Source organism: Serratia sp. PGPR-27 (assembly GCF_022678525.1).
Classification (GTDB): domain Bacteria; phylum Pseudomonadota; class Gammaproteobacteria; order Enterobacterales; family Enterobacteriaceae; genus Serratia; species Serratia nematodiphila.
On record NZ_JALBYS010000001.1, the window covers coordinates 258,682 to 284,039 of the forward strand.

The following is a 25,358-nucleotide window of genomic DNA, read 5'->3' on the forward strand; positions in this document are numbered from 1 at the left end:
AGTAAAAAATGCCAAAACGTACAGACATAAAAAGCATCCTGATCCTCGGCGCTGGCCCGATCGTTATCGGCCAGGCGTGTGAGTTCGACTACTCGGGTGCCCAGGCGTGTAAAGCGCTGCGCGAAGAGGGTTACCGCGTCATTCTGGTCAACTCCAACCCGGCGACCATCATGACCGACCCAGAAATGGCCGACGCCACCTACATCGAGCCGATCCACTGGGAAGTGGTGCGCAAGATCATCGAAAAAGAGCGCCCGGATGCGGTGCTGCCGACCATGGGCGGCCAGACGGCGCTGAACTGCGCGCTGGAACTGGAGCGTCAGGGCGTGCTGGCCGAGTTCGGCGTTACCATGATCGGCGCCACCGCCGATGCGATTGACAAGGCCGAAGACCGTCGCCGTTTCGACGTGGCGATGAAGAAGATCGGTCTGGATACCGCGCGCTCCGGCATCGCGCACACCATGGAAGAAGCGCTGGCGGTGGCCGCTGACGTCGGCTTCCCGTGCATCATCCGTCCTTCCTTTACCATGGGCGGCACCGGCGGCGGCATCGCCTACAACCGTGAAGAGTTCGAAGAAATCTGCGAACGCGGCCTGGACCTGTCGCCGACCAACGAGCTGCTGATCGATGAATCGCTGATCGGTTGGAAAGAGTACGAGATGGAAGTGGTGCGTGATAAGAACGACAACTGCATCATCGTCTGCTCCATCGAAAACTTCGACGCCATGGGCATCCACACCGGTGACTCGATCACCGTCGCGCCGGCCCAGACCCTGACCGACAAGGAATACCAAATCATGCGCAACGCCTCGATGGCGGTGCTGCGTGAGATCGGCGTCGAAACCGGCGGCTCCAACGTGCAGTTCTCGGTCAACCCGAAAACCGGCCGCCTGATCGTCATCGAAATGAACCCGCGCGTATCGCGCTCTTCGGCGCTGGCGTCGAAAGCCACCGGCTTCCCGATCGCCAAGATCGCCGCCAAGCTGGCGGTGGGCTACACCCTCGATGAGCTGATGAACGACATCACCGGCGGCCGCACCCCGGCGTCGTTCGAACCGTCCATCGACTACGTCGTGACCAAGATCCCGCGCTTCAACTTCGAGAAGTTCGCCGGCGCCAACGATCGCCTGACCACCCAGATGAAGTCGGTCGGTGAAGTGATGGCCATCGGCCGCACCCAGCAGGAATCGCTGCAAAAAGCGCTGCGCGGTCTGGAAGTGGGCGCCACCGGCTTCGATCCGAAAGTGAGCCTGGACGATCCGGAAGCGCTGACCAAAATCCGCCGCGAGCTGAAAGACGCCGGTTCCGACCGCATCTGGTACATCGCCGACGCCTTCCGCGCCGGTTTGTCGGTTGACGGCGTTTTCAACCTGACCAACGTCGACCGTTGGTTCCTGGTGCAGATTGAAGAGCTGGTGCGCCTGGAAGAGCAGGTGGCCGAGGCGGGCATCAACGGCCTGAACAAAGACTTCCTGCGCACTCTGAAGCGCAAAGGCTTCGCCGATGCGCGTCTGGCCAAGCTGGCCGGCGTCGCCGAGAGCGAAATTCGCAAGCTGCGCCACAGCTACGGCCTGCATCCGGTATACAAGCGCGTGGATACCTGCGCGGCGGAATTCGCCACCGACACCGCCTACATGTACTCCACCTATGAAGAAGAGTGCGAGTCCAATCCGACCAACGACCGGCCGAAAGTGATGGTGCTGGGCGGCGGGCCGAACCGCATCGGCCAGGGCATTGAGTTTGACTACTGCTGCGTGCACGCTTCGCTGGCGCTGCGTGAAGACGGCTACGAGACCATCATGGTCAACTGTAACCCGGAAACCGTCTCCACCGACTACGACACCTCGGACCGCCTGTACTTTGAGCCGGTAACGCTGGAAGACGTGCTGGAAATCGTGCGCATCGAGAAACCGAAAGGCGTGATCGTGCAGTATGGCGGCCAGACTCCGCTGAAGCTGGCGCGCGAGCTGGAAGCCGCAGGCGTGCCGGTTATCGGCACCAGCCCGGACGCCATCGACCGCGCCGAAGACCGCGAGCGCTTCCAGCAGGCGGTCAACCGTCTGGGCCTGAAGCAGCCAGCCAACGCCACCGTCACCGCCATCGAACAGGCGGTCGAGAAGGCGGCGGCCATCGGCTATCCGCTGGTGGTGCGTCCTTCCTACGTGTTGGGCGGCCGGGCGATGGAAATCGTCTACGACGAAACCGACCTGCGCCGCTACTTCCAGACTGCGGTCAGCGTATCCAACGATGCGCCGGTGCTGCTCGATCGCTTCCTGGACGACGCGGTGGAAGTGGACGTTGATGCCATCTGCGACGGCGAACGCGTGCTGATTGGCGGCATCATGGAGCACATCGAGCAGGCGGGCGTGCACTCCGGCGACTCCGCGTGTTCGCTGCCGGCGTACACCCTGAGCCAGGAAATTCAGGACGTGATGCGTCGCCAGGTGGAAAAACTGGCGTTCGAGCTGCAGGTGCGCGGCCTGATGAACGTGCAGTTCGCGGTGAAAGACAACGAAGTCTACCTGATTGAAGTCAACCCGCGCGCCGCGCGCACCGTTCCGTTCGTGTCCAAAGCGACCGGCGTGCCGCTGGCCAAAGTGGCCGCGCGCGTGATGGCGGGCAAAACGCTGGTCGAGCAGGGCGTGACCGAAGAGATCATCCCGCCGTACTATTCGGTGAAAGAAGTGGTGCTGCCGTTCAACAAATTCCCGGGTGTCGACCCGATTTTGGGGCCGGAAATGCGCTCTACCGGGGAAGTGATGGGCGTGGGCCGCACCTTCGCGGAAGCTTTCTCCAAAGCGATGCTGGGCAGCAACTCGGGCATGAAGAAACAGGGCCGCGCGCTGCTGTCGGTGCGCGAAGGCGACAAGGCTCGCGTGGTCGATTTGGCCGCCAGCCTGCTGAAGCAGGGCTTCGAGCTGGACGCCACCCACGGCACCGCGGTGGTGCTGGGCGAAGCGGGCATCAACCCGCGCCTGGTCAACAAGGTGCACGAAGGGCGTCCGCACATTCAGGACCGTATCAAGAACGGCGAGTACACTTACATCGTCAACACCACGGCAGGCCGTCAGGCGATTGAGGACTCCAAGCTGATTCGCCGCAGCGCCCTGCAGTACAAGGTGCACTACGACACCACGCTGAACGGCGGCTTCGCCACCGCGATGGCGCTGAAAGCGGATCCGACCGAGCAGGTGACGTCGGTGCAGGAAATGCACGCGCGCATCGGCAAGTAACCGCGCGAGAACGCAACGTAAGGGGCGCTGCAGATGCAGCGCCCTTTTTTATTCAGCGAATTTGTCGGCTGGCGTTAAAAATTTCCGCTATCAATCAGTGGGCAAACTGTCACTCTGTGTGATTGGTATATGCTTGGTGTATTGGCAAGGAACGAAGGAACGACGATAACAATGATTCTGATAATTTATGCTCACCCGTATCCCCGGCATTCGCATGCCAATCACCGCCTGCTGCAGGCGGTGAGGGATCTCCCCGAGGTGGAGGTGCGCTCGCTGTATGAGCTGTACCCCGATTTCAATATCGACATCAACGCCGAGCAGCGGGCGGTGGAACGCGCCGACCTGGTGGTGCTGCAACATCCGATGCAGTGGTACAGCTTCCCGCCGTTGTTGAAGCTGTGGATCGACAAAGTGCTTGAGCACGGCTGGGCCTACGGCCACGACGGCAATGCGCTGGTGGGTAAAGACTGCCTGTGGGCGGTGACCAGCGGCGGCGACGAGCACCACTTCGAGCTGGGCGATTTCCCCAACTTCGCCGCGCTGGCGCAGCCGCTGCAGGCCACGGCGATCTATTGCGGCATGACCTGGCTGCCTTATTTCGCCGTGCACAATACCTTTACCTGCAACGAGCCGGCGCTGCTCGCCGCCGGCGAAGCCTACCGCCAGCGGCTGGTCGACTATCTGATGGAACATGCCGAAGCGGAAACCCGGGAGGCCAGCCATGGATAATCACCACATGATGATCGAGGGGCTGATCTATCTCGGCTCCGCGGCGCTGTTTGTGCCGATCGCGGTGCGCCTGGGACTGGGCTCGGTGCTCGGTTACCTGATCGCCGGCTGCATCATTGGCCCCTGGGGGCTGAAGCTGGTGTCCGACGCCGAGTCGATCCTGACCTTCGCCGAGATCGGCGTGGTGCTGATGTTGTTTATCATCGGCCTGGAGCTGGATCCCAAACGGCTGTGGACGCTGCGCGCCTCGGTGTTCGGCGGCGGCAGCATTCAGATGGTGGGCTGCGGCCTGGCGCTGAGCGCCTTCTGTTACTTCCTCGGCCTTAACTGGAAGGTGGCGTTGCTGATTGGCCTGACGCTGGCGCTCTCATCTACCGCCATCGCCATGCAGGCGATGAGCGAACGCAATCTGACGCCGTCGCCGATCGGCCGCAGCGCGTTTGCGGTGCTGCTGTTCCAGGATATCGCGGCGATCCCGCTGGTGGCGATGATCCCGCTGCTGGCCAGCAGCGGCGCCACCACCACGCTGGGCGCTTTCATGCTGTCGGCGGCCAAGGTGGTGGGCGCGTTGACGATGGTGGTGTTGCTCGGCCGCTACGTCACCCGTCCGCTGCTGCACTTCGTCGCCCGTTCGGGCATGCGCGAAGTGTTCAGCGCCGTGGCGTTGTTCCTGGTGTTCGGCTTCGGCATCCTGCTGGAGATGGCCGGGCTGTCGATGGCGATGGGGGCGTTCCTCGCCGGGGTGCTGTTGGCGAGCTCGGAATACCGCCACGCGCTGGAGAGCGATATTCAGCCGTTCAAGGGATTGCTGCTGGGGCTGTTCTTCATCGGCGTCGGCATGTCGATCGACTTCGGCACGCTGTTCCATCATCCGTTGCTGATCGCCTCGTTGCTGCTGGGCTTTATGTTGATCAAGGCGGCGTTGCTGTGGCTGATTGGGCCGCTGCTCGGCGTGCCGAAGCGCCAGCGCGGCCTGTTCGCCATTCTGCTGGGGCAGGGCAGTGAGTTCGCCTTCGTGATTTTCAGCGCCGCACAGCTGGCCGGCGTCTTGCCGGTTGAATGGGCCAAGTCGCTGACGCTGGCGGTGGCGCTGTCGATGGCGGCCACCCCGCTGCTGTTGGTGATCGCCGCGCAGCTGGAGAAAAATGCGCCGAAAGAGGATCGCCCGGCTGACGTCATTGATGATGAGAATGCCAGCGTGATCATCGCCGGCTTCGGCCGTTTCGGCCAGATCGCCGGTCGTTTACTGTTGGCCAACGGCGTGCACACCGTGGTACTGGATCACGATCCGGACCATATCGAAACGCTGCGTAAATTCGATACCAAGGTGTTCTACGGCGACGCCACGCGCGCCGATCTGCTGGAGGCCGCCGGCGCCGCTCACGCCAAGGTGCTGATCAACGCCATCGACGACGTGGAGGACAGCCTGGCGTTAACCGAGCTGGCCAGGCAGCACTTCCCGCATCTTAAGGTGGTGGCGCGGGCGCGCGACGTCGATCACTGGTATCAGCTGCGGCAGCTGGGGGTGGAAAAACCCGAGCGCGAAACCTTCGAAAGCTCGCTGCGCGTCGGCCGTGAAACGCTGGAGCTGCTGGGGCTGGACGCCTATGAGGCGCGCGAGAAAGCGGACACCTTCCGTCGCTATAACCTGAAGATGCTGGAAGATACGCTGGATAATTACCAGGATACTGAATTCCGTATCGCCAGCCTGCAGCGGGCCAAGGAGATGCTCAGCGCGGCCATCGAGCAGGATCAGAATCGGCTGGCGCGGGTGCAGCAAACCGGCTGGCGCGGCAGTATCGACGGCAAGGCGCCGGAGGATGAAGTGGTGGAAGCTAAAGGATAAGGGGAGGGGCGCCGTGATGGCGCCCCTTTTTTTGCTTAGCTCAGCGCCACCTTGATGCCTAAGGCGATCAACATGCCGCCCAGCAATTTGTCGACGATCTTCTGCGTCTTTTCCAGCCCGCGGCGCACCGGCCCGCTCTGGATCAAAAATACCAGCAGCGGCCACCAGATGACCGACAGGCCGAGAATAATCCCCGCGTACCACAGCTTGTCACCCAGACCGGAATCGATCTGTAGCACCTGGGTGAAGACCGCCAGGAAGAACAGGGTGGCTTTCGGATTCAGCAGGTTGCACAGGTAGCCTTGCGCAAAGGCGCTCTTCAGGCTGACCTGCTGCTGCGGCAGATTGCTGACGTTCATTTTGCCGCCGCCGCGCGACAGCAGCGCCTGGATGCCGATCCACACCAGATAGACTGCCCCGGCGTATTTCAGCAGGTTGAACAGCCACGGCGTGGTGGTGATCACCACCGCCAGCCCGGCGACGCAATAGGACATGTGGGTGGCGACGCCGCAGATCACGCCGAAGGCGGTCATCATGGCGGCCAGCCGCGGGTAGCGGGCGGCGTTTTTGATCACCAGGAAAAAATCCGGGCCGGGGGAGAGCATGCCGAGGGCGGCAATGCCGGCGACGAACAACGAAGTTTCAAGCATGGGAGACGTCTCGCGCAAAAGGCAGCAATCTGGCGATAATAACGCCGCTTCCTCTGATGCGCATCAACCCAATGAGGTATTGTTAGGCTCTATGATAATAATTCATCTACCGCCCGCGACGGAGCACCATGCAGCAGACTACCGCCACAGACAGGCCGGAACCGCACCGGCAACAGCGTGAAATCACCCGACTGTGCATTCAATGCGCGTTGCTGCTGTTGCAGCACGGCGCCGAGAGCACGGTGGTGGAACAGTTATCAACTCGCTTGGGACTGGCGCTGGGCATGGACAGCGTGGAAAGTTCGATCTCCGCCAATGCGGTGGTATTGACCACTCTTAGCCACGGCGCCTGTCTGACCACCACCCGCAAGAACGTCGATCGCGGCATCAATATGCAGGTGGTGACCGAAGTGCAGCATATCGTGATCCTCGCCGAGCATCGCCTGGCGGATGCGCACGACGTGGCGCGCCGCTTTGAAAGGATCCGGCCGCTGCGCTACCCGCGCTGGCTGGTGGTATTGATGGTGGGGCTGTCCTGCGGGTGCTTCAGCATGCTCAACGGCGGTGGCGGCGACGCCTTCCTGGTGACCTTTATCGCCAGCGGCACGGCGATGTTGGTGCGCCAAATCCTCACCGCCCGCCAGATGAATCCGCTGATCAATTTCTGCCTGACGGCATTTGTCGCGACGTCGATCTCCGGACTGCTGCTGCGCCTGCCGGCGTTTAAAGAAACCTCGAGCGTGGCGATGGCCGCCAGCGTGCTGCTGCTGGTGCCGGGCTTCCCGCTGATCAACGCGGTGGCCGACATGTTCAAGGGGCATGTGAATACCGGGCTGGCGCGCTGGGCGATGGCCAGCCTGCTGACGCTGGCGACCTGTATCGGGGTAGTGATGGCGATGTCGCTGTGGGATCTGCGGGGGTGGTCATGAATCTGTTGTGGGCCTTGTTGCAGGAGATGCTGTTGGCGGCGGTGCCGGCGCTGGGCTTCGCCATGGTGTTTAACGTGCCGCTGCGTGCGCTGCGCTATTGCGCATTGCTCGGGGCTATCGGGCGCGGTTCGCGCATGCTGATGATGCATGCCGGCATGAACATCGAGTGGGCCTCGCTGCTGGCGGCGATCCTGATCGGCATCATCGGCATCTACTGGTCGCGCTGGCTGCTGGCGCATCCGAAGGTGTTCACCGTGGCGGCGGTGATCCCGATGTTCCCCGGCATTTCCGCCTATACCGCGATGATAACTGTGGTGGAGATCTCGCATCTGGGCTACAGCGAGGCCCTGATGGAGACCATGATCACCAACTTCCTTAAGGCCAGTTTTATCGTCGGTGCCTTGTCGATCGGCCTGTCGTTACCGGGCCTGTGGCTGTACCGCAAACGCCCCGGCGTGTGAAATTTCCCGGCGGAAGAACGTTGGTTATTAGATATGCTGATAAGAGCTATCTTATATATTCATCTTGCTTGATTAGCCTATCGACGGCACTCAGGCCTTTACGTATAGTGTCACCAATTTTGCTGCCTACACAGGGTTAAACAATGATTATCAGCCTGATCGCTGCCTTGGCGGCGGATCGCGTTATTGGCATGGAAAACGCCATGCCGTGGCACCTGCCGGCGGACCTTGCGTGGTTTAAACGCAACACGTTGAATAAGCCGGTTATTATGGGCCGCAAGACCTTCGAGTCCATCGGCCGCCCGCTGCCGGGCCGCCACAATATCGTTTTGAGCAGCCGCCCGGGCAACGAAGCCGGGGTGACCTGGGTAACCTCGCTGGATGAGGCGCTGGCCGCCGCGGGCGAGGTGGAAGAAGTGATGGTGATCGGCGGTGGGCGCATCTATACCCAGTTGCTGCCGCGCGCCGACCGTCTGTACCTGACGCACATCGACGCCGAAGTCGGCGGCGATACCCACTTCCCGGATTACGAGCCGGACGAGTGGGAAACCACATTCAGCGAATTCCACGACGCCGACAATCTGAACTCGCACAGCTACTGTTTCGAAATCCTGCAGCGCCGCTGATCTCAGCGCGTTAGCCAGTTATCCCCGGGGGCGCAAGCAATTGCGCCCCCGGCCTTTTTACGCCGGTCATTCGTAACCTTTCCGTCACATTACCTGATTAGTATGAAGCCCAACTCCGAGCGCCACGGCAACTCTGGTGAATCTTGACCGCGGCGCCATAACTAAAAAGGTAACCACGTTATGACCAAGCAAATTGAGCAATTAGACGCCGACCGCCTGATCGATCCCTCTCGCCGCAAGCTGTTGCTCGGCAGCGCCGGCGCCGTCGGCCTGGCCGGCTTTCTCGGCGGTGGCATCTGGTCGGTCTCCGCCGAGGCGTTGGCCGAGGATCTGCCGCCGAACAGGCTGCTGGGCTTTCAGGGCATCGCCGCATCTACCGCCGACGAGGTGACCATCGCGCCGGGCTACCGCGCGGAGGTGCTGATCTCCTGGGGCGAGCCGCTGGTGGACGGCGCGCCGGCCTTCGATCCGCAGGGCAACAACAGCGCCGCCGATCAGGAAAAACAGTTTGGCGACAACAATGACGGCATGAGCTTCTTCCCTATCGATGACAATCACGGCGTGATGGCCATCAATAACGAATACGTCAACGAACAGTATCTGTTCGCCCACGGCGGCGCCAAAGCCACCAGCCTGGAAGAGGTGCGCAAGTCACAGGCGGCGCACGGCGTCTCCATTGTGGCGGTCAAGCGGGTCGGCGACGGCCAGCGCTGGGAGGTGGAACGCCCGTCGCGCTATAACCGCCGCATCACCGCCAACAGCGAAATGCAGTTCAGCGGCCCGGCCGCCGGGCACCCGCTGCTGCAGACCGCCGCCGATCCGAGTGGCCGCAAGGTGTTGGGCACCTTTGGCAATTGCGCCAACGGCAAGACGCCGTGGGGGACCTATCTGACCTGCGAGGAAAACTTCGATACCTATTTCGGCACCCGTCAGGCCGATTATCGCACCACGCCGGAACAGAAGCGCTACACGCTGAAGGCCAGCGAACCGGAGCGCAACTGGCCGGACTATGATGAGCGCTTCGATGTGGCGAAGAACCCCAACGAATTCAACCGCCACGGCTGGATCGTCGAGATCGATCCGCTGAATCCGGCCTCGACGCCCATCAAGCACACCGCGCTCGGCCGCTTCAAACATGAAAACGCGGCGGTGACCGTGGCCAAAGACGGCCGCCTGGTGGTGTACATGGGCGACGACGAGCGCGGCGAACATATCTATAAATACGTCTCCAAAGGCGTGGTCGACGCCGCCAATCCGGCCAACAATCGCACGCTGCTGGACGAGGGGACGCTGTACGTGGCGCAGTTCGACGGCGATGAAGCCGGCACGCCGCTGAAGGGCAAAGGGCGCTGGATTGCGCTCGAGTTCGGCAAAAACGGCCTGACGCCGGAGAACGGCTTCCGCGACGAGGCCGAAGTGCTGATCTTCGCCCGCAAGGCGGCGCAGCAGGTTGGCGCCACCAAAATGGATCGCCCGGAGTGGATCGCGGTGAACCCGCATGACGGCCGCGCGTACTGTACGCTGACCAACAACAGCAAGCGCGGTGAGGAAGGGATGCCGCTGAACGCCGCCAACCCGCGGCCTAACAATATCTATGGCCAAATCATTCGCTGGGACGAGGGCGGCGACGCCACCGCCGACGTCTTCGCCTGGGACATCTATGCGCTGTGCGGCAACCCGATCGCCCACCCTGAAGGCGTCAACCGCGGCACGCCGAACATCACGGCGGAAAATACCTTCAACAGCCCGGACGGGCTGGGCTTCGATCGCGCCGGCCGCCTGTGGATCCTCACCGACGGCAAGTACAGCAACAAGGGCGATTATGTCGGGCAGGGCAACAACCAGATGCTGGTGGGCGATCCGGTCAGCGGCGAGATCCGCCGTTTCATGGTGGGGCCGAAGTCCTGCGAACTGACCGGCATCACCTTCACCCCGGACTACAAGACGATGTTCGTCAACGTACAGCATCCCGGAGAAGAGGGCGATTCGCACTTCCCGAACAACAGCCCGCGCCCGCGTTCATCGGTATTGATGATCACGCGTGAAGATGGCGGGGTGATTGGGGCGTAAGGCGATAAAGTGGAACAAAGGCGGCCACGGGGCCGCCTTTGTATTTTCAGGATGCGGCCAGTCTGCCGGCGTGGCCAGGCGCCTCGCCGCGATTGGCGGGCTGCGTGAAGTAACGACGGTCTTCCCAGCGCAGCATCGTCAGGTCGCCGCCCCAGCAGCAGCCGGTATCCAGCCCGATCACGCCTTCCGGCGTGCCCTTGCCTTCGAGCGAGGCCCAGTGGCCGAAGATGATGGTGTATTCCGGATCCACCAGGCGCGGCAGTTCGAACCACGGCTTCAGCGGCGCCGGCGCGCTGCCCGGCGCATCTTTGCAGATCATGTCGAGCTGGCCGTTGGGGAAGCAGTAGCGCATGCGCGTGAACGCATTGGTGCTGAAACGCAGGCGCGCCAGGCCGCTCAGCTCCGGCGCCCAGTTGTTCGGCATGTCGCCGTACATGGCATCGAGGAACAGCGGATAGCTGTCGCTGCTCAATACCGCTTCCACTTCGCGCGCGCACATTTTCGCGGTGTCGATATCCCACTGCGGGGTGATGCCGGCGTGCGCCATCACCAGCTTTTGCTCATCATCCACCTGCAGCACCGGTTGGCGGCGCAGCCAGTTGATCAACTCGTCGGCGTCAGGCGCCTCCAGCAGCGGGGTGATGCGATCTTTGGGTTTGTTGCGGCTGATGCCGGCGTAGACCGCCAGCAGGTGCAGATCGTGGTTGCCCAGCACCATGCGCACCGCCGGACCGAGCGAACGCACGTAGCGCAGCACGTCCAGCGAGGCGGGGCCGCGCGCCACCAGATCGCCGGTCAGCCACAGTTGATCGCGCTCGGGATCGAACGCAACCTGAGCCAGCAGCGACTTCAGTTCATCGAAACAGCCGTGAACGTCGCCGATAAGGTATGTCGACATAATTAATGGATCAGCGTTGGAATGGCTAAGCGGAACACGGGAATAGCGGTGCGGAACGGCTGACCCTGATGGTCAACCATTTCGTAATGGCCTTCCATGGTGCCCAGCGGCGTTTCCAGAATGGCGCCGCTGGTGTACTGAAACTCTCCACCGGGCGGAATGACGGGCTGTTCGCCGATCACGCCTTCGCCCTGGACTTCGGTTTGGCGGCCGTTGCTGTTGGTGATCAGCCAGTAACGGCCCAGCAGTTGCACGTTGGTCCGCCCCAGATTGCGGATGGTGATGGTATAGGCGAAGACGTAACGCTCTTCTTCAGGGATCGACTGTGATTCCACATAGATGCTCTGAACCTGAATACACACGCGGGGCGAATCAATCATGACAACAACTCCTTATTGCTGCGGCGCCGGATTGGCTGACAGCCAGTTCGCCAGCTTGCAGTACTGCGCCACAGAAATATTCTCTGCTCTGAGCGAAGGATCGACGCCCAGCTCCGTCAGCTGCTCCGGCGTGAACAGGTCGCCCAGGCTGTTGCGGATGGTTTTCCGCCGCTGGTTGAACGCCTGCGTGGTGATGCGGCTCAGCATGCGCACGTCGCCCACCGGGTTCGGCAGCTCGGTGTGCGGGACCAGGCGCACCACGGCAGAATCGACCTTCGGCGGCGGCGCGAACGCGGTCGGCGGCACTTCCAGCACCGGAATGACGTTGCAGTAGTACTGCGCCATCACGGTCAAACGCCCGTAGGCCTTGCTGTTCGGGCCGGCCACCAGACGGTTGACCACCTCTTTTTGCAACATAAAGTGCATGTCGCGGATTGCCTGAGTATAGCTGAAAAGGTGGAACATCAGCGGCGTCGAAATATTGTACGGCAGGTTACCAAATACGCGCAGCGGTTGGCCAGCTTCCTCGGCCAGTTCGGCGAAATTCACCGTCATGGCGTCCTGCTGGCGGATGGTCAGCTTGTCTTTCAGCCGCGGGTGGTTCTCCAACCGGGTGGCCAGATCGCGGTCCAGTTCGATCACCGTCATGCGGTCCATGCGCGCGCCAACCGGCTCGGTCAAGGCGCCGAGGCCGGGGCCGATCTCGACCACCGCTTCGCCCGGCTGCGGGTGAATGGCGGAGACAATGCTATCGATGACAAACTGATCGGTTAAAAAGTTTTGTCCAAAGCGTTTGCGGGCAAAGTGCCCTTGGTGGACTCTGTTATTCATTACAATTAATTATCATTTTAATGGCGAGATTCAGGGCCGTTTGGAAACTGCCGACATCGGCGGTGCCGGTGCCGGCCAGTTCCAGAGCGGTACCGTGGTCGACCGAGGTGCGTATGAAAGGCAAACCGAGGGTGATATTCACCGCGCGGCCGAACCCTTGGTATTTTAGCACCGGCAGCCCCTGATCGTGATACATCGCCAGCACCGCATCGGCATCTTGCAGATATTTGGGCTGGAACAGGGTGTCCGCCGGCAGCGGGCCGATCAGATGGATACCGTCAGCGCGCAGCGCGTCGAGCGCCGGGATGATGGTGTCTATCTCTTCGCGCCCCATATGGCCGCCTTCCCCGGCGTGGGGATTCAGACCGCAGACGTAAATGTGCGGCTGAGCGATGCCAAATTTGGTTTTCAGATCGTGGTCGAGAATGCGAACGACTTCGAACAGGCTCTGCTGCGTGATGGCGCCCGGCACCGCCAGCAGCGGCAGGTGGGTGGTCGCCAGCGCCACGCGCAGCTCTTCGGTCGCGAGCATCATCACCACGCGATCGCAGCGGCTGCGCTCGGCAAAGAATTCGGTATGGCCGATAAACGGCACGCCGGCGTCGTTGATCACGCCTTTGTTCACCGGGCCGGTGATCAGAGCGGCAAATTCGCCGTTCAGGCAGCCGTCGCAGGCGCGCGCCAGGGTTTCCACCACGTAGGCGCTGTTGCCGACGTTCAGTTCACCGGCGGTGACCGGCTGAGCGAGTGACACCGGCAGCACGGTCAGCGTGCCGGCGCGTTGCGCCTCGGCCGGTTGCTGCGGTTGGTAGTCGCGCAGCGTCAGCGGCAGGCCCAAACGCTTGGCGCGTTCAAGCAGCAGGGCCGGATCGGCGCACACCACCAGCTCAACAGGCCAATCCTGTTGCGCCAGGGCGGCTACCAAATCCGGCCCCACCCCGGCGGGTTCGCCGGGGGTAATGACGACGCGTTTATTGCTGTGCATCGCTGCCATCGAGGATCTTCACGTAAGCCTGGGCGCGCTGTTCCTGCATCCAGGTCTGCGCCTCTTCGGCGAACTTACGGTTGAACAGCATGCGGTAAGCGCGATCTTTCTGCGCGGCGTCGGTCTTATCCACCTGACGGGTATCCAGCAGCTGAATCAGGTGCCAACCGAAGGAAGAGTGGACCGGCGCGCTGATTTCACCTTTGCTCAGCTTCAGCAACGCATCGCGGAAGGCCGGATCGTAGATGTCCGGGGAGGCCCAGCCCAGATCGCCGCCCTGCATGGCGGAACCCGGATCCTGCGACAGCTGTTTGGCTTCGTCGGCGAATTTGGCGCGGCCGCTCTTGATCGCTTCCGCAACGGATTGCAGCTTGGCGCGCGCCTGATCGTCAGTCAGCACCACAGAAGGCTTCAGCAGGATGTGACGGGCGTGCACTTCGGTGACCGACACCGACTGGCTGGCGCCGCGGATATCGTTGACTTTCAGGATGTGGAAGCCGACGCCGGAACGGATTGGGCCGACGACGTCGCCTTTCTTGGCGCTAACCAGACGTTCAGCGAACAGGGTCGGGATCTCTTGCAGCTTGCCCCAGCCCATGTTGCCGCCTTTCAGCGCCTGAGAATCGGCGGAGTAGGTGATCGCCAGCTTGCCGAAGTCGGCACCGCTGTTGATCTCACCCACCAGGCGTTTGGCCAGCTCTTCGGCTTTGTCGACCTGCTGCTGCGACGGGTTTTCCGGCAGCGGGATCAGGATGTGGCTGATGTTCATTTCGGTGTCGCTGCCGTTCTGCGCGCCCACCTGTTTGGCCAGTGCGTCCACTTCCTGAGGCAGGATGGTGACGCGGCGGCGCACTTCGTTGTTACGCACTTCGGAAATCAGCATCTCTTTGCGGATCTGCGAACGGTAGGTGTTGTAGTTCAACCCTTCGTACGACAGGCGGCTGCGCAGCTGATCGACGCTCATGCGGTTCTGCGCGGCGATGTTGGCGATCGCTTTGTCCAGCTCGGCGTCGGACACGGTAATGCCCATTTTCTTGGCCATCTGCAGCTGGATGTTATCCATGATCAGCCGTTCGATGATCTGATGGCGCAGCGTCTTGTCGTCCGGCAACTGTTGGCCGGCCTGCTGGGCGTTGAGCTTGACTGACTGCAACAGACCGTTGACGTCGCTTTCGAGTACCACGCCGTTATCCACGACGGCGGCGACTTTATCCACTTCTTGGGGTGCTGCGAACGCGGCATTGGCGCAAACCACCAATCCGAGAATAAGCGTTCTCCAGTTCTTCATACATTTCCCATTATGTAATCCGCAAATGCGGGTGAAAGTTCTCGTTTTCAAAGTGTTGCAAAGCGTCAGAATGCGCGCTGATACGGCAGAATGCCGGAGCGCAGCATTTCTGCGGAGCCGAGACTATGATCGCTGCTCAGGCCGCGCAGTTCGACGTTGAACGAAACTCTGTTGTCGTAAACGCTGGTATTGTTGCTGTTGTTCCAGTCGGTGATCTTGCGCTCATAGCCCAGGGTCACCGCCCAGCAGCAGGTGTTGTACTTCAGCCCCACCAGTTGATCGGCGGATTGTTTGGCGCGGGTGTCGTAGTAGTACGCCCCGACGACCGCCCAACGATCGGCGATCGGCCAACTGCCGGTGATGCCCACCTGCGAGATGCCGTCCTGGAAGGCCGGAACCGTTTTGGTGTTCAACGCCGTCTGGATGTATTCCGGCGTGGCGTAACGGTAGTTCAGCTGCACCACGCGCTCGGCGTCCTGGCGGTATTCCACCACGCCGTTGCCCAGCGAGACGCTGTTCAGGCGGGTGTCATACTGCAGGCCACCGCGCAGGCCCCAACGATCGTCGATTTTCCAATAGGTATCGCCGGCCCAGGCCACGCTGCCGGTGTCGTCGTTGTTGTCGTAACCGGTCATCTGGTCACCGGTTCGCGAACGGCTGAAGTAGTAGATTTGACCCACGGAAGCGTTAAAACGTTCCACCAGCGCGTCATCATAAATGCGCGTGGTCAAACCGGTAGAGACGCGGTTCTGCGAAGCGATGCGATCCAGGCCGCTGTAGGTGCGGTCGCGGAACAGGCCGGAGTAGTCGGTCTGCAGCAGCGTGGTGTCGTAGGTGTAAATGTTGCTCTGATCGCGGTACGGCACGTACAGGTACTGCACGCGCGGCTCCAGCGTCTGGGTGGCGCCTTCGGCCCAGATCATCGGCCTCTCGAACACTAGCTTGCCGTCGACCTTGAATTGAGGCAATACGCGGTTGACCGAGTCATCAAGATCCGGTGCTGCGGCGCCTTTGCGGTTCTGGTAGTTAGCGGCGAAACCGTCAGGAATATCCTGCTGGTAGTGGGTCGCCATCACTTTGGCTTCGGTGTTCAGGCTGGCCCAGCCGTTGGTGAGCGGCAGACTCAGCGTTGGCTCCATATGCAGACGGGTGGCATCCGGGCTGTACGGGTTGACGCTGGTGAACTTGGCAGCCTGGCCGTAAATATGGAAATCGAACGGGCCGAGGTCGTTCTTGTAATAGTTCAGATCCAGCTGCGGCTGGACTTTATACGACTCCGACTGTGAACGATCGGTATCGTCGTAAATCTGGAACTGCTTGGAGCTCAGCGTGGCGTTCCAGTTTTCGTTGGCGTAGCCGAGGCTGAATTTCTGCGTGGCGTAGCCGTCGGTAGTGGAACCGTACTTGGAGTCCAGATCGGTGAAGTATTTGGAATCGCTGACCTTGGTGTAGTCGACGTTGAAGCGCCACACCTGATCCATGACGCCGTTGTGGTTCCAGTAGAACAGCCAGCGTTTGCTGTCGTCATGATCTTTGCCGTATTCCTTATCGTCCGGCAGCCAGTCGAACTCCATCAGGCCGAGGCCCGGCTGTACCAGATAGCGGAACTCGGTCTGCCACTGCAGGCCGCGCTTGGACATATAGTGTGGCGTGATGGTGGCATCGTAGTTCGGCGCGATGTTCCAGTAGTACGGCAACATGAACTCGAAGCCGTTGTTGCTGCCGTACTTGGCGTTCGGGATCAGGAAACCGGAACGGCGCTTGTCGCCGACCGGCAATTGCAGGTATGGGCTGTAGAACACCGGCACGCCGCCGATGCGGAAGCGGGCATTCCACACTTCCGCCACCTGCTCTTCGCGATCGTGGATCACTTCGGAACCGACCACGCTCCAGCTGTCGTCGCCCGGCAGACAGGAGGTAAAGGTGCCGTTTTCCAGAATGGTGTAACGGTTGGCGCCGCGCATTTTCATCTTGTCGGCGTCGCCGCGCCCCTGACGGCCGACCATCTGGTAGTCGCCTTCATAGACGTCGGTATCTTTGGTATTCAGGTTCGACCAGGCCTTAGGGCCTTTCAGTTTGATCTGATTGTCGCTGTAGTGCACGTCGCCGGTGGCGGTGACGGTGCGCACCGGTTCCGTCTGGCCAGGGTTTTGCGTCTGGTTCAGCTCAACTTCTTTGGCGGTCAGGGTGCTGTTGCCCTGCTCGATATGCACGTTGCCGCTGAACAGGGCGCTTTTCGGGTAGTCGGCGCGCGAGTCATCGGCATTGATGGTCACCGGCTGGCTGTTCGGATCGCCGCTGACCAAAGGCTTGTCGTAAACGGGAACGCCAAGCATGCATTGCTCGGCCAGATCAGCCAGCGCATGCTGACTGTAGAGTGCCGTCCAAATCATCGTGGCCAGCAGTGTTGGGAAACTTTTTTTCATACGCGGTTTTGGTGTTCCGTCATCAGAGGCGTCGTGTCCGGCAAACGGTCAGAGACTATATTACTCATCTGCGTTGCGCTAGTGCTAAATCCAGCCGTTTACTTGCGTCGTCGTTAGGCGCAAAGATAAATGACAGGTATGATAATCCAAATTCTAGGAAAAATCGCCTGCGCCCTTTCCTGAAGCGAAGGAGAGCGGGCGGCTTTCGGCATGATAATTGAGGAGTATATGCAGTATTGGGGAAAACTGCTCGGCGTCATCGTCGCCATCTGGTCTGGCGCGGGATTCTGGGGTGTAGTTCTGGGGCTGATTATCGGTCATATGATCGATACGGCGCGCAGCAACAAGCGCAGCCGGGGGTTTTTCACCGACCAGCAAACGCGGCAAACGCTGTTTTTCCGCACCACTTTTCAGGTGATGGGCCACCTGACCAAATCCAAGGGACGCGTTACCGAGGCGGATATCCAGATCGCCAGCCTGTTTATGGATCGCCTGCAACTGCACGGCGAAGCGCGCACCGCGGCGCAGCAGGCGTTCCGCGAGGGCAAACAGAGCCAGTTCCCGCTGCGTGAGACGCTGCAGCAGTTTCGCAGCATCTGTTTCGGCCGCTTCGATCTGATTCGGATGTTTCTGGAAATTCAGATTCAGGCGGCGTTTGCCGACGGCTCGCTGCACCCGAACGAACGTCAGGTGCTGTATGTCATCGCCGAAGAGCTGGGCATTTCGCGCGCGCAGTTCGATCAGTTCCTCAGCATGATGGAGGGCGGGCGTCAGTTCGGCGGCGGTCAGCAGGGCGGGTATTCGCAGGGCGGCTATCAGCAGGCTCAGCGCGGCCCGACGCTCGACGATGCCTGCAAGGTGCTCGGCGTGCGCAGCAGCGACGATGCCGCCACCATCAAACGCGCCTACCGCAAGCTGATGAGCGAACACCATCCGGATAAGCTGGTGGCGAAAGGCTTGCCGCCGCAGATGATGGAAATGGCCAAGCAGAAAGCGCAGGAGATCCAGGCGGCGTACGACCTGATCAAACGCGAGAAAGGTTTTAAATAACGATACCCGTCATACTTCGAGCTGCAGGTGTGTTGGCTGCCCGCGCTTACCCCGGTCACGTACTTTTTGTATGCTCCCGGGGCTGCGCTTAGTTGCCGCCTTCCTGCAACTCGAATTATTTAGGGTATCCCTGGGTGATGAGCTCAGAAATCCGGTTCGGCGCGAAAGTGCATCGGCGTCTGGAAAGCGGGGTGGGTGATGCGCAACTCTTGTGCATGCAGCTGTAGCCGTGGCGCCATCGCCTTAGCCTCCGGTGGGGCGTAGAAACCGTCGCCGAGGATCGGGTGCCCCAGCGCCAGCATGTGCACCCGCAGCTGATGTGAACGGCCGGTGATCGGCGTCAGCTTCACGCGCGTGCTGCCATCGGCGTCTCGCGACAGCACCAGATACTCGGTTTGCGCCGCTTTGCCGGTGTCAAAACACACCTTTTGCAGCGGCCGGTTCGGCCAATCGCAGATCAGCGGCAAATCCACCAGTCCTTCGTCATGTTCCATATGCCCCCAAACGCGGGCGATATAGGATTTCTTCGGCTCGCGTTCGCGGAATTGACGCTTCAGCTCACGCTCGGCGGCCTTGTTGAGCGCCACCACGATCACCCCGCTGGTGGCCATGTCCAGCCGGTGCACCGATTCGGCGGCCGGATGATCGGCCTGAATGCGGGTCATCAGGCTGTCTTTGTTTTCCGGCGCGCGGCCGGGCACCGACAGCAAGCCGCTGGGCTTGTTGACCACCATGATGTGTTCATCCTGATACAGGATGTGCAGCGGGTCCTGCGGGGGATTGTAGGGTTCCATCTTGGCTCCGCGAAAAGGGCCGACCGGGGAGACGGTGGCCTCCCCATGTCGCGCCGGTTACTGGTGGGTGACCACCACCAGACGAATGGCGTCCAGGCGCCAGCCGGCTTCATTGAGGTTGGCCAGCACCTGACGGCGGTTGAACTCCAGCGCTTCGACTTCGTCGTCGCGGATGTTCGGGTTGACCGCCTTCAGCGCTTCCAGACGCGCCAGCTCGGCGCTCAGCTTGTCGTCAGCCTCTTGCTTCGCTTGTTCGATAAGCGTGCGCGCCTGCGCTTCCACCAGGCTTTCCGCCTGCTGCAGCATGGCGTGCACGTCTTGCTGCACGGCATTGACCAGCTTGCTGGAGGTGTGGCGGTTGACCGCGTTCAACTGGCGGTTGAAGCTTTCGAACTCGACCTGCGCCGCCAGGTTGGTGCCCTTGCGGTCCATCAGCATGCGGATCGGCGTCGGCGGCAGGAAGCGGGTCAGCTGCAGGTGCTTCGGCGCCTGGGCTTCCACCACGTACACCAGCTCAACCAGCAGGGTGCCCACCGGCAACGCTTTGTTTTTCAACAGGGACACTGCGCAGCTGCCGGTGTCGCCGGACAGGATCAGATCCAGACCGTTGCGGATGATCGGGTGTTCCCAGCTGACGAACTGCGCGTCTTCGCGCGACAGCGCCCGATCGCGATCGAAGGTGACGGTGCAGCCGTCCTGCGGCAGGCCCGGGAAGTCCGGCACCAGCATATGGTCGGACGGCGTGAGCACGATCAGGTTGTCGCTGCGGTCTTCCTGATTGATGCCGACGATGTCGAACAGGTTGAGCGCGAAGCCCACCAGGTTGACGTCGTTATCCTGCTCGGCGATGGCGGCGGCCAGCGCCTGGGCTTTGTCGCCGCCGTTGGAGTGCATCTCCAGCAGGCGATCGCGGCCCTGTTCCAGCTGCGCTTTCAACTGGTCATGCTGCTGGCGGCAGGCGTGGATGAATTCGTCCAGGCCTTCCTGCTCGGTCGGCGCGGCCAGATAGCCGATCAACTGCTCGTAGCAGCTGTCGTAGATGGTGCGGCCGGTCGGGCAGGTGTGTTCGAAGGCGTCGAGCCCTTCGTGGAACCAGCGGCCCAGCACCGCCTGCGCGGTGTGCTCCAGGTAAGGCACCATGATTTGGATATCGTGCATCTGGCCGATACGGTCCAGACGGCCGATACGCTGCTCCAGCAGATCCGGGTTGAACGGCAGATCGAACATCACCAGCTGGCTGGCGAACTGGAAGTTGCGGCCTTCGGAACCGATCTCGGAACACAGCAGCACCTGCGCGCCTTCTTCTTCGGAGGCGAAGTAGGCGGCGGCGCGGTCGCGCTCGATGATCGACAGCCCTTCGTGGAACACCGCGGCGCGGATCGCTTCACGCTCGCGCAGCACCTGCTCCAGCTGCAGCGCGGTGTCGGCTTTGGCGCAGATCACCAGCACTTTTTCGTTGCGGTTGGCCAGCAGGTAATCCAGCAGCCACTCGACGCGCGGGTCGAAGTTCCACCAGGTGGCGTTTTCGCCTTCGAATTCCTGGTAGATTTGCTCCGGGTACAGCATGTCGCGCGCGCGGGCTTCGACGGACTTTTTGGCGCCCATGATGCCGGACACTTTGATCGCGGTCTGATATTGGGTCGGCAGCGGCAGCTTGATCTGGTGCAGGTTGCGGTGCGGGAAGCCCTTCACGCCGTTACGGGTGTTGCGGAACAGCACGCGGCTGGTGCCGTGGCGATCCATCAGCATCGAAACCAGCTCCTGACGCGCCTGCTCGGCGTTGTCGCCTTCGCTGTTGGCGGCTTTGAGCAGCGGCTCGATGTCCTGCTCGTCGATCAGCTCGCCCAGCAGGTTAAGCTTGTCGTCGGCCAGGCGTTCACCGCTCAGCAGCAGGGTGACGGCGTCGGCCACCGGACGGTATTTCTGCTGCTCGGCGACGAACTCGCCGTAGTCGTGGAAACGGTTCGGGTCGAGCAGGCGCAGGCGCGCAAAGTGGCTCTGTTGACCGAGCTGTTCCGGGGTGGCGGTCAGCAGCAGCACGCCGGGGATATGCTCGGCCAGCTGTTCGATCACCTGATATTCGCGGCTTGGCGCCTCTTCGCTCCAGGCCAGGTGGTGCGCTTCATCGACCACCAGCAGATCCCACTGGGCGTCCGCCAGCTCTTCCAGGCGCTGCTTGTTGCGGCGCACGAAGTCCAGCGAGCAGATCACCAACTGTTCGGTCTCAAACGGGTTGCTGCTGTCGAGCTTGGCTTCGGCGTAGCGGCTGTCGTCGAACAGCGAGAAGTAGAGGTTGAAGCGGCGCATCATCTCCACCAGCCACTGGTGCTGCAGCGTTTCCGGCACCACAATCAGCACGCGCTCGGCGCGGCCCGCCAGCAGTTGCTGGTGGATGATCATGCCGGCTTCGATGGTTTTGCCGAGGCCGACTTCGTCCGCCAGCAGAACGCGCGGCGCATGGCGCTGGCCGACTTCATGAGCGATGTGCAGCTGGTGCGGGATCAGGCTGGCGCGCATGCCGCGCAGGCCGGCGAACGGCAGGCGATACTGCTCGCTCTGGTATTTGCGGGCGCGAAAACGCAGCGCGAAACGGTCCATGCGGTCGATTTGGCCGGCGAACAGGCGATCCTGTGGTTTGCTGAAGGTCAGCTTACTGTCCAGCAGCACCTCGCGCATCGCCACGCCGCTTTCCTGAGTGTCCAGGCGGGTGCCGATATAGGTCAACAGACCGTTTTCCTCTTTCACCTCTTCCACCTGCAGCTGCCAGCCCTCGTGGCTGCTGACGGTATCGCCCGGGTTGAACATCACGCGGGTGATCGGCGAATCGTTTCTGGCATAGAGGCGGTTTTCACCGGTGGCGGGGAAAAGCAGGGTAATCATGCGCGCATCCAACGCCACGACGGTTCCCAATCCTAATTCGCTTTCCGTGTCGCTGATCCAGCGTTGACCAAGAGTAAAAGGCATATATTGTCGGCTCGATTCTTTGTAAGTAAGTCTTGTTACCGGGCGGGAAGGGCCGCGGCACCTGTACTGAACGTCTGCTAATCCCGGTTTGTTTTAAATTTGGCGGGCAATAGCCGTTCACGCCATGCAGACGTCGCGAGACGGCAGGGCTAAGCGTGGTTCAGTTTTGGGAAGGGCGCTATGGTAATGGAAGGCGGCGCGTTCGTCACCTGCAAAACCCGATGATTTTTCTTAACCTGGCGCAATCTCAAAACAGCCCCATTTGCCCGGTGACCAGCGTGGTGAAATCGTCGTGCAAGAAAGGGAGTATAGCGTCTGCCACCGGTTGCAGCTGGCGTTCGAGGTAATGCTGATAGTCGATGGGCGAATGGCGGGTTTCCAGCGGTTCCGGCCCGGCCACGGTCATCACGTAGCTGATCCAGCCGCCGTTCTGATACTGCAGCGGCCGCCCCTGTTGGCGGTTGTAGTCGTCGGCGATGCGCGCGGCGCGGGCATGCGGCGGCACGTTGCGCTGATAGTCATCGAGCTTTCTGCGCAGCCGTTTGCGGTACACCAGCTGATCGTCGAAGTCGCCGTTCAGGGTTTTGCCGACGTAATCGCGCACATAGTCCTGGTAGGGCTGTTGTTTGAAGATACGCTGATAGAGCTGCTGCTGGAACTGCTGCGCCAGCGGCGTCCAGTCGGTGCGCACCGTTTCCAGCCCTTTGTACACCATCTCTTCCTCGCCGTCGGCGCGCGCGATCAGGCCGGCGTAGCGTTTTTTGCTGCCCTGTTCGGCGCCGCGAATGGTCGGCATCAGGAAGCGGGAATAGTGGGTTTCGAACTCCAGTTCCAGCGCGTTCTCCAGCCCGAACTGCTGCTGCAGATGCTGTTGCCACCAGGCGTTGACCCGCTGCACCAGCGCCCGGCCGATCTGCGCCGCCTGCTGCTCGTCATGCGGCTGTTTCAACCACACGAAGGTGGAGTCGGTGTCGCCGTAAATCACCTGATAGCCTTCGGCTTCGATCAACTCGCGGGTTTGGCGCATGATCTCGTGGCCGCGCAGGGTGATCGACGACGCCAGCCGCGGATCGAAGAAGCGGCAGCCGCTCGATCCCAGCACGCCGTACAGCGCGTTCATGATGATCTTCAGCGCCTGTGACAGCGGCTTATTGTGCTGGCGTTTGGCGGCCTCGCGCCCCTGCCAGATCTGTTCGACGATCGCCGGCAGGCAGTGTTTACTGCGCGAGAAGCGGGCGTTGCGAAAGCCGGGCACCGAGTCGGCGTCGCTTGGGTGGCGCATGCCTTCCACCAACCCGACCGGATCGATCAGGAAGGTGCGGATGATCGACGGGTACAGGCTTTTATAGTCTAGTACCAACACCGAATCGTACAGGCCGGGTTGGGAGTCCATCACGAAGCCGCCGGGGCTATGCTCCTCCGGCTGTTCGCCGAGGTTGGGGGCGACAAAGCCCAGGCGATGCATGCGCGGCATATAGAGGTGGCTGAAGGCCGCCACCGATCCGCCGCTGCGGTCGGCCGCCAGCCCGGTGACGGTAGCGCGCTCCAGCAGGAAGTTGAGCAGGTCGGCCTTGGCGAAGATGCGCGTCACCAGCTCACAGTCCTTCAGGTTGTAGCGAGCCAGCGCCGGCTTGTCTTCCGCGAAGCGCCGGTCGATCTCCGCCATGCGTTGATAAGGATTGTCGATCGCCTTGCCTTCGCCCAGCAGTTCCTGCGAAACGTATTCCAGGCTGAAGGAGGGAAAGTTCCAGGTGGCGGATTTCAGCGCCTCGATGCCATCGATGATCAGGCGGCCGGCGGCGGCGGCGAAAAAGTGATTCTGCTTGAAACCATGCTCGCGCCATTCCAGCAGGTTGCCGCCGCGCCCCAGTCGCAGCGGGATTTGGTAGCGCTCGGCGTGCTTTTGCAGCACCCGCAGATCGAACTGCACCAGGTTCCAGCCGATGATGGCGTCGGGATCGTGACGTTCCAGCCACGCGTTCAGCCGTTCCAGCAGCTGAGGGCGGCTGGCGCAGTACTCCAGATCGAAATCCAGCGGCGTATCGCCGCCGTTGGCCGGCCCCAGCATGTAGACCTGCCGCTGGCCGCAGCCTTCCAGCGCGATGGAGTAAAGCTCGCCGTGGGCGGTGGTTTCGATATCCAGCGACACCAGTTTTAGCGTTGGGCGGTACTCTGGCGCCGGCTTCATTTGGCCGCTGAGCAACGGCCCATTGTCGTCGCCCTGGCCGTTGAACCATACCGGCGCGGTGATGAAGCGTTCCATCAGGTAGCGCTCCGGCGGGCGAATGTCGGCCTCGTAGACCGCAACGCCGCCTTCCCGCAGCAGTTTTTCCAGCTTGATGAGCTGACGGTGCTGGCGGCAGTACAGCCCCAGCATCGGCCGGTGATGAAAATCCGTCAGCGCCAGCGGTTTCAGTTCGATTTGCCGTTCTTCCCGCAGCAGCAGTTCCGCGCGCTGCCTGTGTTCGGCGGGGATAAACGCCACCGAGGTTTGCGGCGGCAGGCGCAGCTGACGCGGGCCTGCGTCGGTCGCCAGCCAAAATTCGACCTCGGTGCCGGCAGGCGTGTCGCGCCAGTGGCGAGTGAGCAGGAAACCCTGTTGCAGTGCAGTCATAACCCCTTCGTTTTCCACCGGGCGGCGTGCGCGACGTTCAGCGTGATGTCGGTTTTGGCGCTAATATAGATAAATTATAGTATGGGTTTTTATACAGTGATTGTCCATCGCCGCGCGGCGTTGCCAAATACGCATACAATTCATCGATTGACTCGCCAGCGGCGGCGCTGGAAAATCCTCCGCCCCGTTTGGCCCGAATAATCCGCAGAGGTGTAATGGAAGCCTATTTACAAGATTTGATCACCCAGTCACTGGCTTTCACCCTGATGGTCGTCCTGCTGGTCGCTTTTCTGGAGTCGCTGGCGCTGGTGGGGCTGTTGCTGCCCGGCACGGTGATGATGGCCAGCATCGGCGCGCTGATCGGCAGCGGCAAGGTGGACTTTTACTACGCCTGGGCGGCGGGCATCGTCGGCTGTCTGCTCGGCGACTGGATCTCTTATTTCGTCGGCCGCGCGTTCAAGGGGCCTTTACACCGTTGGTCATTCCTGAAGAAGAATAAGGCGCTGCTCGACAAAACCGAGCATGCCTTGCACCAGCACAGCATGGCGACCATTCTGATCGGCCGCTTCGTCGGCCCGACGCGC

19 protein-coding genes are annotated in these 25,358 nt (G+C 61.5%); 9 read left to right on the forward strand and 10 right to left on the reverse strand.

Annotated elements, in window-relative coordinates:
* Positions 1 to 8: 8 nt before the first annotated feature.
* From carB to kefC, 3 genes are all read left to right on the forward strand, one after another.
* The gene (carB, locus tag MMS95_RS01265; protein WP_242141327.1) at positions 9 to 3,233 is read left to right on the forward strand and encodes a carbamoyl-phosphate synthase large subunit; all 3,225 of its coding nucleotides are present in this window, start codon (positions 9 to 11) and stop codon (positions 3,231 to 3,233) included.
* A gap of 171 nt (positions 3,234 to 3,404) precedes the next feature.
* Positions 3,405 to 3,962, forward strand: coding sequence for a glutathione-regulated potassium-efflux system oxidoreductase KefF (gene kefF / locus MMS95_RS01270; protein WP_016929126.1), 558 nt, complete (start codon positions 3,405 to 3,407; stop codon positions 3,960 to 3,962).
* Complete coding sequence (gene kefC / locus MMS95_RS01275; RefSeq protein ID WP_021505358.1) at positions 3,955 to 5,808, forward strand: glutathione-regulated potassium-efflux system protein KefC; 1,854 nt, start codon at positions 3,955 to 3,957, stop codon at positions 5,806 to 5,808. The genes kefF and kefC overlap by 8 nt, the downstream gene beginning before the upstream one ends.
* 35 nt (positions 5,809 to 5,843) lie before the next feature.
* On the opposite strand, the gene MMS95_RS01280 is transcribed toward kefC, so the two are convergent.
* Positions 5,844 to 6,458 (reverse strand): LysE family translocator, encoded by a 615-nt coding sequence (locus MMS95_RS01280; protein WP_015376619.1) that lies wholly within the window; start codon positions 6,456 to 6,458, stop codon positions 5,844 to 5,846.
* 128 nt (positions 6,459 to 6,586) lie between these two features.
* Here MMS95_RS01280 and MMS95_RS01285 point away from each other — a divergent pair, with 128 nt between their 5' ends.
* From MMS95_RS01285 to MMS95_RS01300, 4 genes are all read left to right on the forward strand, one after another.
* On the forward strand, positions 6,587 to 7,387 hold the full coding sequence (locus MMS95_RS01285; protein ID WP_242141328.1) for a threonine/serine exporter ThrE family protein: 801 nt from the start codon (positions 6,587 to 6,589) through the stop codon (positions 7,385 to 7,387).
* Positions 7,384 to 7,848 carry a threonine/serine exporter gene (locus tag MMS95_RS01290; RefSeq protein ID WP_015376621.1) on the forward strand — a complete coding sequence of 155 codons (465 nt, stop codon included), beginning with the start codon at positions 7,384 to 7,386 and terminating at the stop codon, positions 7,846 to 7,848. Before MMS95_RS01285 ends, MMS95_RS01290 begins: the two co-directional genes overlap by 4 nt.
* A 143-nt stretch (positions 7,849 to 7,991) precedes the next feature.
* Positions 7,992 to 8,474, forward strand: coding sequence for a type 3 dihydrofolate reductase (folA, locus tag MMS95_RS01295; protein WP_033631766.1), 483 nt, complete (start codon positions 7,992 to 7,994; stop codon positions 8,472 to 8,474).
* Positions 8,475 to 8,654: 180 nt separating this feature from the next.
* Positions 8,655 to 10,544 carry a PhoX family phosphatase gene (locus tag MMS95_RS01300; RefSeq protein ID WP_242141329.1) on the forward strand — a complete coding sequence of 630 codons (1,890 nt, stop codon included), beginning with the start codon at positions 8,655 to 8,657 and terminating at the stop codon, positions 10,542 to 10,544.
* 46 nt (positions 10,545 to 10,590) lie between these two features.
* Here MMS95_RS01300 and apaH read toward each other — a convergent pair whose 3' ends face one another.
* The 6 genes from apaH to lptD all read right to left on the reverse strand — a co-directional run bounded on the left by apaH (position 10,591) and on the right by lptD (position 17,352).
* A complete protein-coding gene (gene apaH, locus MMS95_RS01305) occupies positions 10,591 to 11,442 on the reverse strand; it encodes a bis(5'-nucleosyl)-tetraphosphatase (symmetrical) ApaH (RefSeq protein ID WP_033631768.1) in 852 nt (283 codons plus the stop codon).
* 2 nt (positions 11,443 to 11,444) lie between these two features.
* Complete coding sequence (gene apaG / locus MMS95_RS01310) at positions 11,445 to 11,822, reverse strand: Co2+/Mg2+ efflux protein ApaG (RefSeq protein WP_015376624.1); 378 nt, start codon at positions 11,820 to 11,822, stop codon at positions 11,445 to 11,447.
* Between the two features lie 12 nt (positions 11,823 to 11,834).
* Positions 11,835 to 12,653: a 16S rRNA (adenine(1518)-N(6)/adenine(1519)-N(6))-dimethyltransferase RsmA gene (rsmA, locus tag MMS95_RS01315; protein WP_004932881.1), complete on the reverse strand. Its 819-nt coding sequence runs from the start codon at positions 12,651 to 12,653 to the stop codon at positions 11,835 to 11,837.
* Positions 12,646 to 13,638: a 4-hydroxythreonine-4-phosphate dehydrogenase PdxA gene (gene pdxA / locus MMS95_RS01320; protein WP_156866195.1), complete on the reverse strand. Its 993-nt coding sequence runs from the start codon at positions 13,636 to 13,638 to the stop codon at positions 12,646 to 12,648. The genes rsmA and pdxA overlap by 8 nt, the downstream gene beginning before the upstream one ends.
* Complete coding sequence (surA, locus tag MMS95_RS01325; RefSeq protein ID WP_033631769.1) at positions 13,625 to 14,926, reverse strand: peptidylprolyl isomerase SurA; 1,302 nt, start codon at positions 14,924 to 14,926, stop codon at positions 13,625 to 13,627. The genes pdxA and surA overlap by 14 nt, the downstream gene beginning before the upstream one ends.
* 65 nt (positions 14,927 to 14,991) lie before the next feature.
* Positions 14,992 to 17,352: an LPS assembly protein LptD gene (gene lptD, locus MMS95_RS01330; protein ID WP_048326136.1), complete on the reverse strand. Its 2,361-nt coding sequence runs from the start codon at positions 17,350 to 17,352 to the stop codon at positions 14,992 to 14,994.
* Between the two features lie 228 nt (positions 17,353 to 17,580).
* Between lptD and djlA the strand changes: the two genes are divergently transcribed.
* The gene (djlA, locus tag MMS95_RS01335) at positions 17,581 to 18,402 is read left to right on the forward strand and encodes a co-chaperone DjlA (RefSeq protein ID WP_015376627.1); all 822 of its coding nucleotides are present in this window, start codon (positions 17,581 to 17,583) and stop codon (positions 18,400 to 18,402) included.
* Positions 18,403 to 18,545: 143 nt separating this feature from the next.
* Here the strand turns inward: djlA and rluA are convergent, their stop codons facing one another.
* From rluA to MMS95_RS01350, 3 genes are all read right to left on the reverse strand, one after another.
* Complete coding sequence (gene rluA, locus MMS95_RS01340; RefSeq protein WP_004932866.1) at positions 18,546 to 19,196, reverse strand: bifunctional tRNA pseudouridine(32) synthase/23S rRNA pseudouridine(746) synthase RluA; 651 nt, start codon at positions 19,194 to 19,196, stop codon at positions 18,546 to 18,548.
* Between the two features lie 57 nt (positions 19,197 to 19,253).
* Positions 19,254 to 22,160, reverse strand: coding sequence for an RNA polymerase-associated protein RapA (gene rapA / locus MMS95_RS01345; protein ID WP_015376629.1), 2,907 nt, complete (start codon positions 22,158 to 22,160; stop codon positions 19,254 to 19,256).
* A gap of 247 nt (positions 22,161 to 22,407) precedes the next feature.
* A complete protein-coding gene (locus MMS95_RS01350; protein WP_242141330.1) occupies positions 22,408 to 24,774 on the reverse strand; it encodes a DNA polymerase II in 2,367 nt (788 codons plus the stop codon).
* A 215-nt stretch (positions 24,775 to 24,989) separates the two neighbouring features.
* Here MMS95_RS01350 and MMS95_RS01355 point away from each other — a divergent pair.
* The coding region (locus MMS95_RS01355) for a DedA family protein (protein ID WP_242141331.1) at positions 24,990 to 25,358 on the forward strand (369 nt) is incomplete at its 3' end.

Bases quoted from the DNA above. Each gene is read 5' to 3' on its own strand.
- carB (WP_242141327.1), top strand. From the start codon at position 9: ATGCCAAAACGTACAGACATAAAAAGCATCCTGATCCTCGGCGCTGGC.
- kefF (WP_016929126.1), top strand. From the start codon at position 3,405: ATGATTCTGATAATTTATGCTCACCCGTATCCCCGGCATTCGCATGCC.
- kefC (WP_021505358.1), top strand. From the start codon at position 3,955: ATGGATAATCACCACATGATGATCGAGGGGCTGATCTATCTCGGCTCC.
- MMS95_RS01280 (WP_015376619.1), bottom strand. From the start codon at position 6,458: ATGCTTGAAACTTCGTTGTTCGTCGCCGGCATTGCCGCCCTCGGCATG.
- MMS95_RS01285 (WP_242141328.1), top strand. From the start codon at position 6,587: ATGCAGCAGACTACCGCCACAGACAGGCCGGAACCGCACCGGCAACAG.
- MMS95_RS01290 (WP_015376621.1), top strand. From the start codon at position 7,384: ATGAATCTGTTGTGGGCCTTGTTGCAGGAGATGCTGTTGGCGGCGGTG.
- folA (WP_033631766.1), top strand. From the start codon at position 7,992: ATGATTATCAGCCTGATCGCTGCCTTGGCGGCGGATCGCGTTATTGGC.
- MMS95_RS01300 (WP_242141329.1), top strand. From the start codon at position 8,655: ATGACCAAGCAAATTGAGCAATTAGACGCCGACCGCCTGATCGATCCC.
- apaH (WP_033631768.1), bottom strand. From the start codon at position 11,442: ATGTCGACATACCTTATCGGCGACGTTCACGGCTGTTTCGATGAACTG.
- apaG (WP_015376624.1), bottom strand. From the start codon at position 11,822: ATGATTGATTCGCCCCGCGTGTGTATTCAGGTTCAGAGCATCTATGTG.
- rsmA (WP_004932881.1), bottom strand. From the start codon at position 12,653: ATGAATAACAGAGTCCACCAAGGGCACTTTGCCCGCAAACGCTTTGGA.
- pdxA (WP_156866195.1), bottom strand. From the start codon at position 13,638: ATGCACAGCAATAAACGCGTCGTCATTACCCCCGGCGAACCCGCCGGG.
- surA (WP_033631769.1), bottom strand. From the start codon at position 14,926: ATGAAGAACTGGAGAACGCTTATTCTCGGATTGGTGGTTTGCGCCAAT.
- lptD (WP_048326136.1), bottom strand. From the start codon at position 17,352: ATGAAAAAAAGTTTCCCAACACTGCTGGCCACGATGATTTGGACGGCA.
- djlA (WP_015376627.1), top strand. From the start codon at position 17,581: ATGCAGTATTGGGGAAAACTGCTCGGCGTCATCGTCGCCATCTGGTCT.
- rluA (WP_004932866.1), bottom strand. From the start codon at position 19,196: ATGGAACCCTACAATCCCCCGCAGGACCCGCTGCACATCCTGTATCAG.
- rapA (WP_015376629.1), bottom strand. From the start codon at position 22,160: ATGCCTTTTACTCTTGGTCAACGCTGGATCAGCGACACGGAAAGCGAA.
- MMS95_RS01350 (WP_242141330.1), bottom strand. From the start codon at position 24,774: ATGACTGCACTGCAACAGGGTTTCCTGCTCACTCGCCACTGGCGCGAC.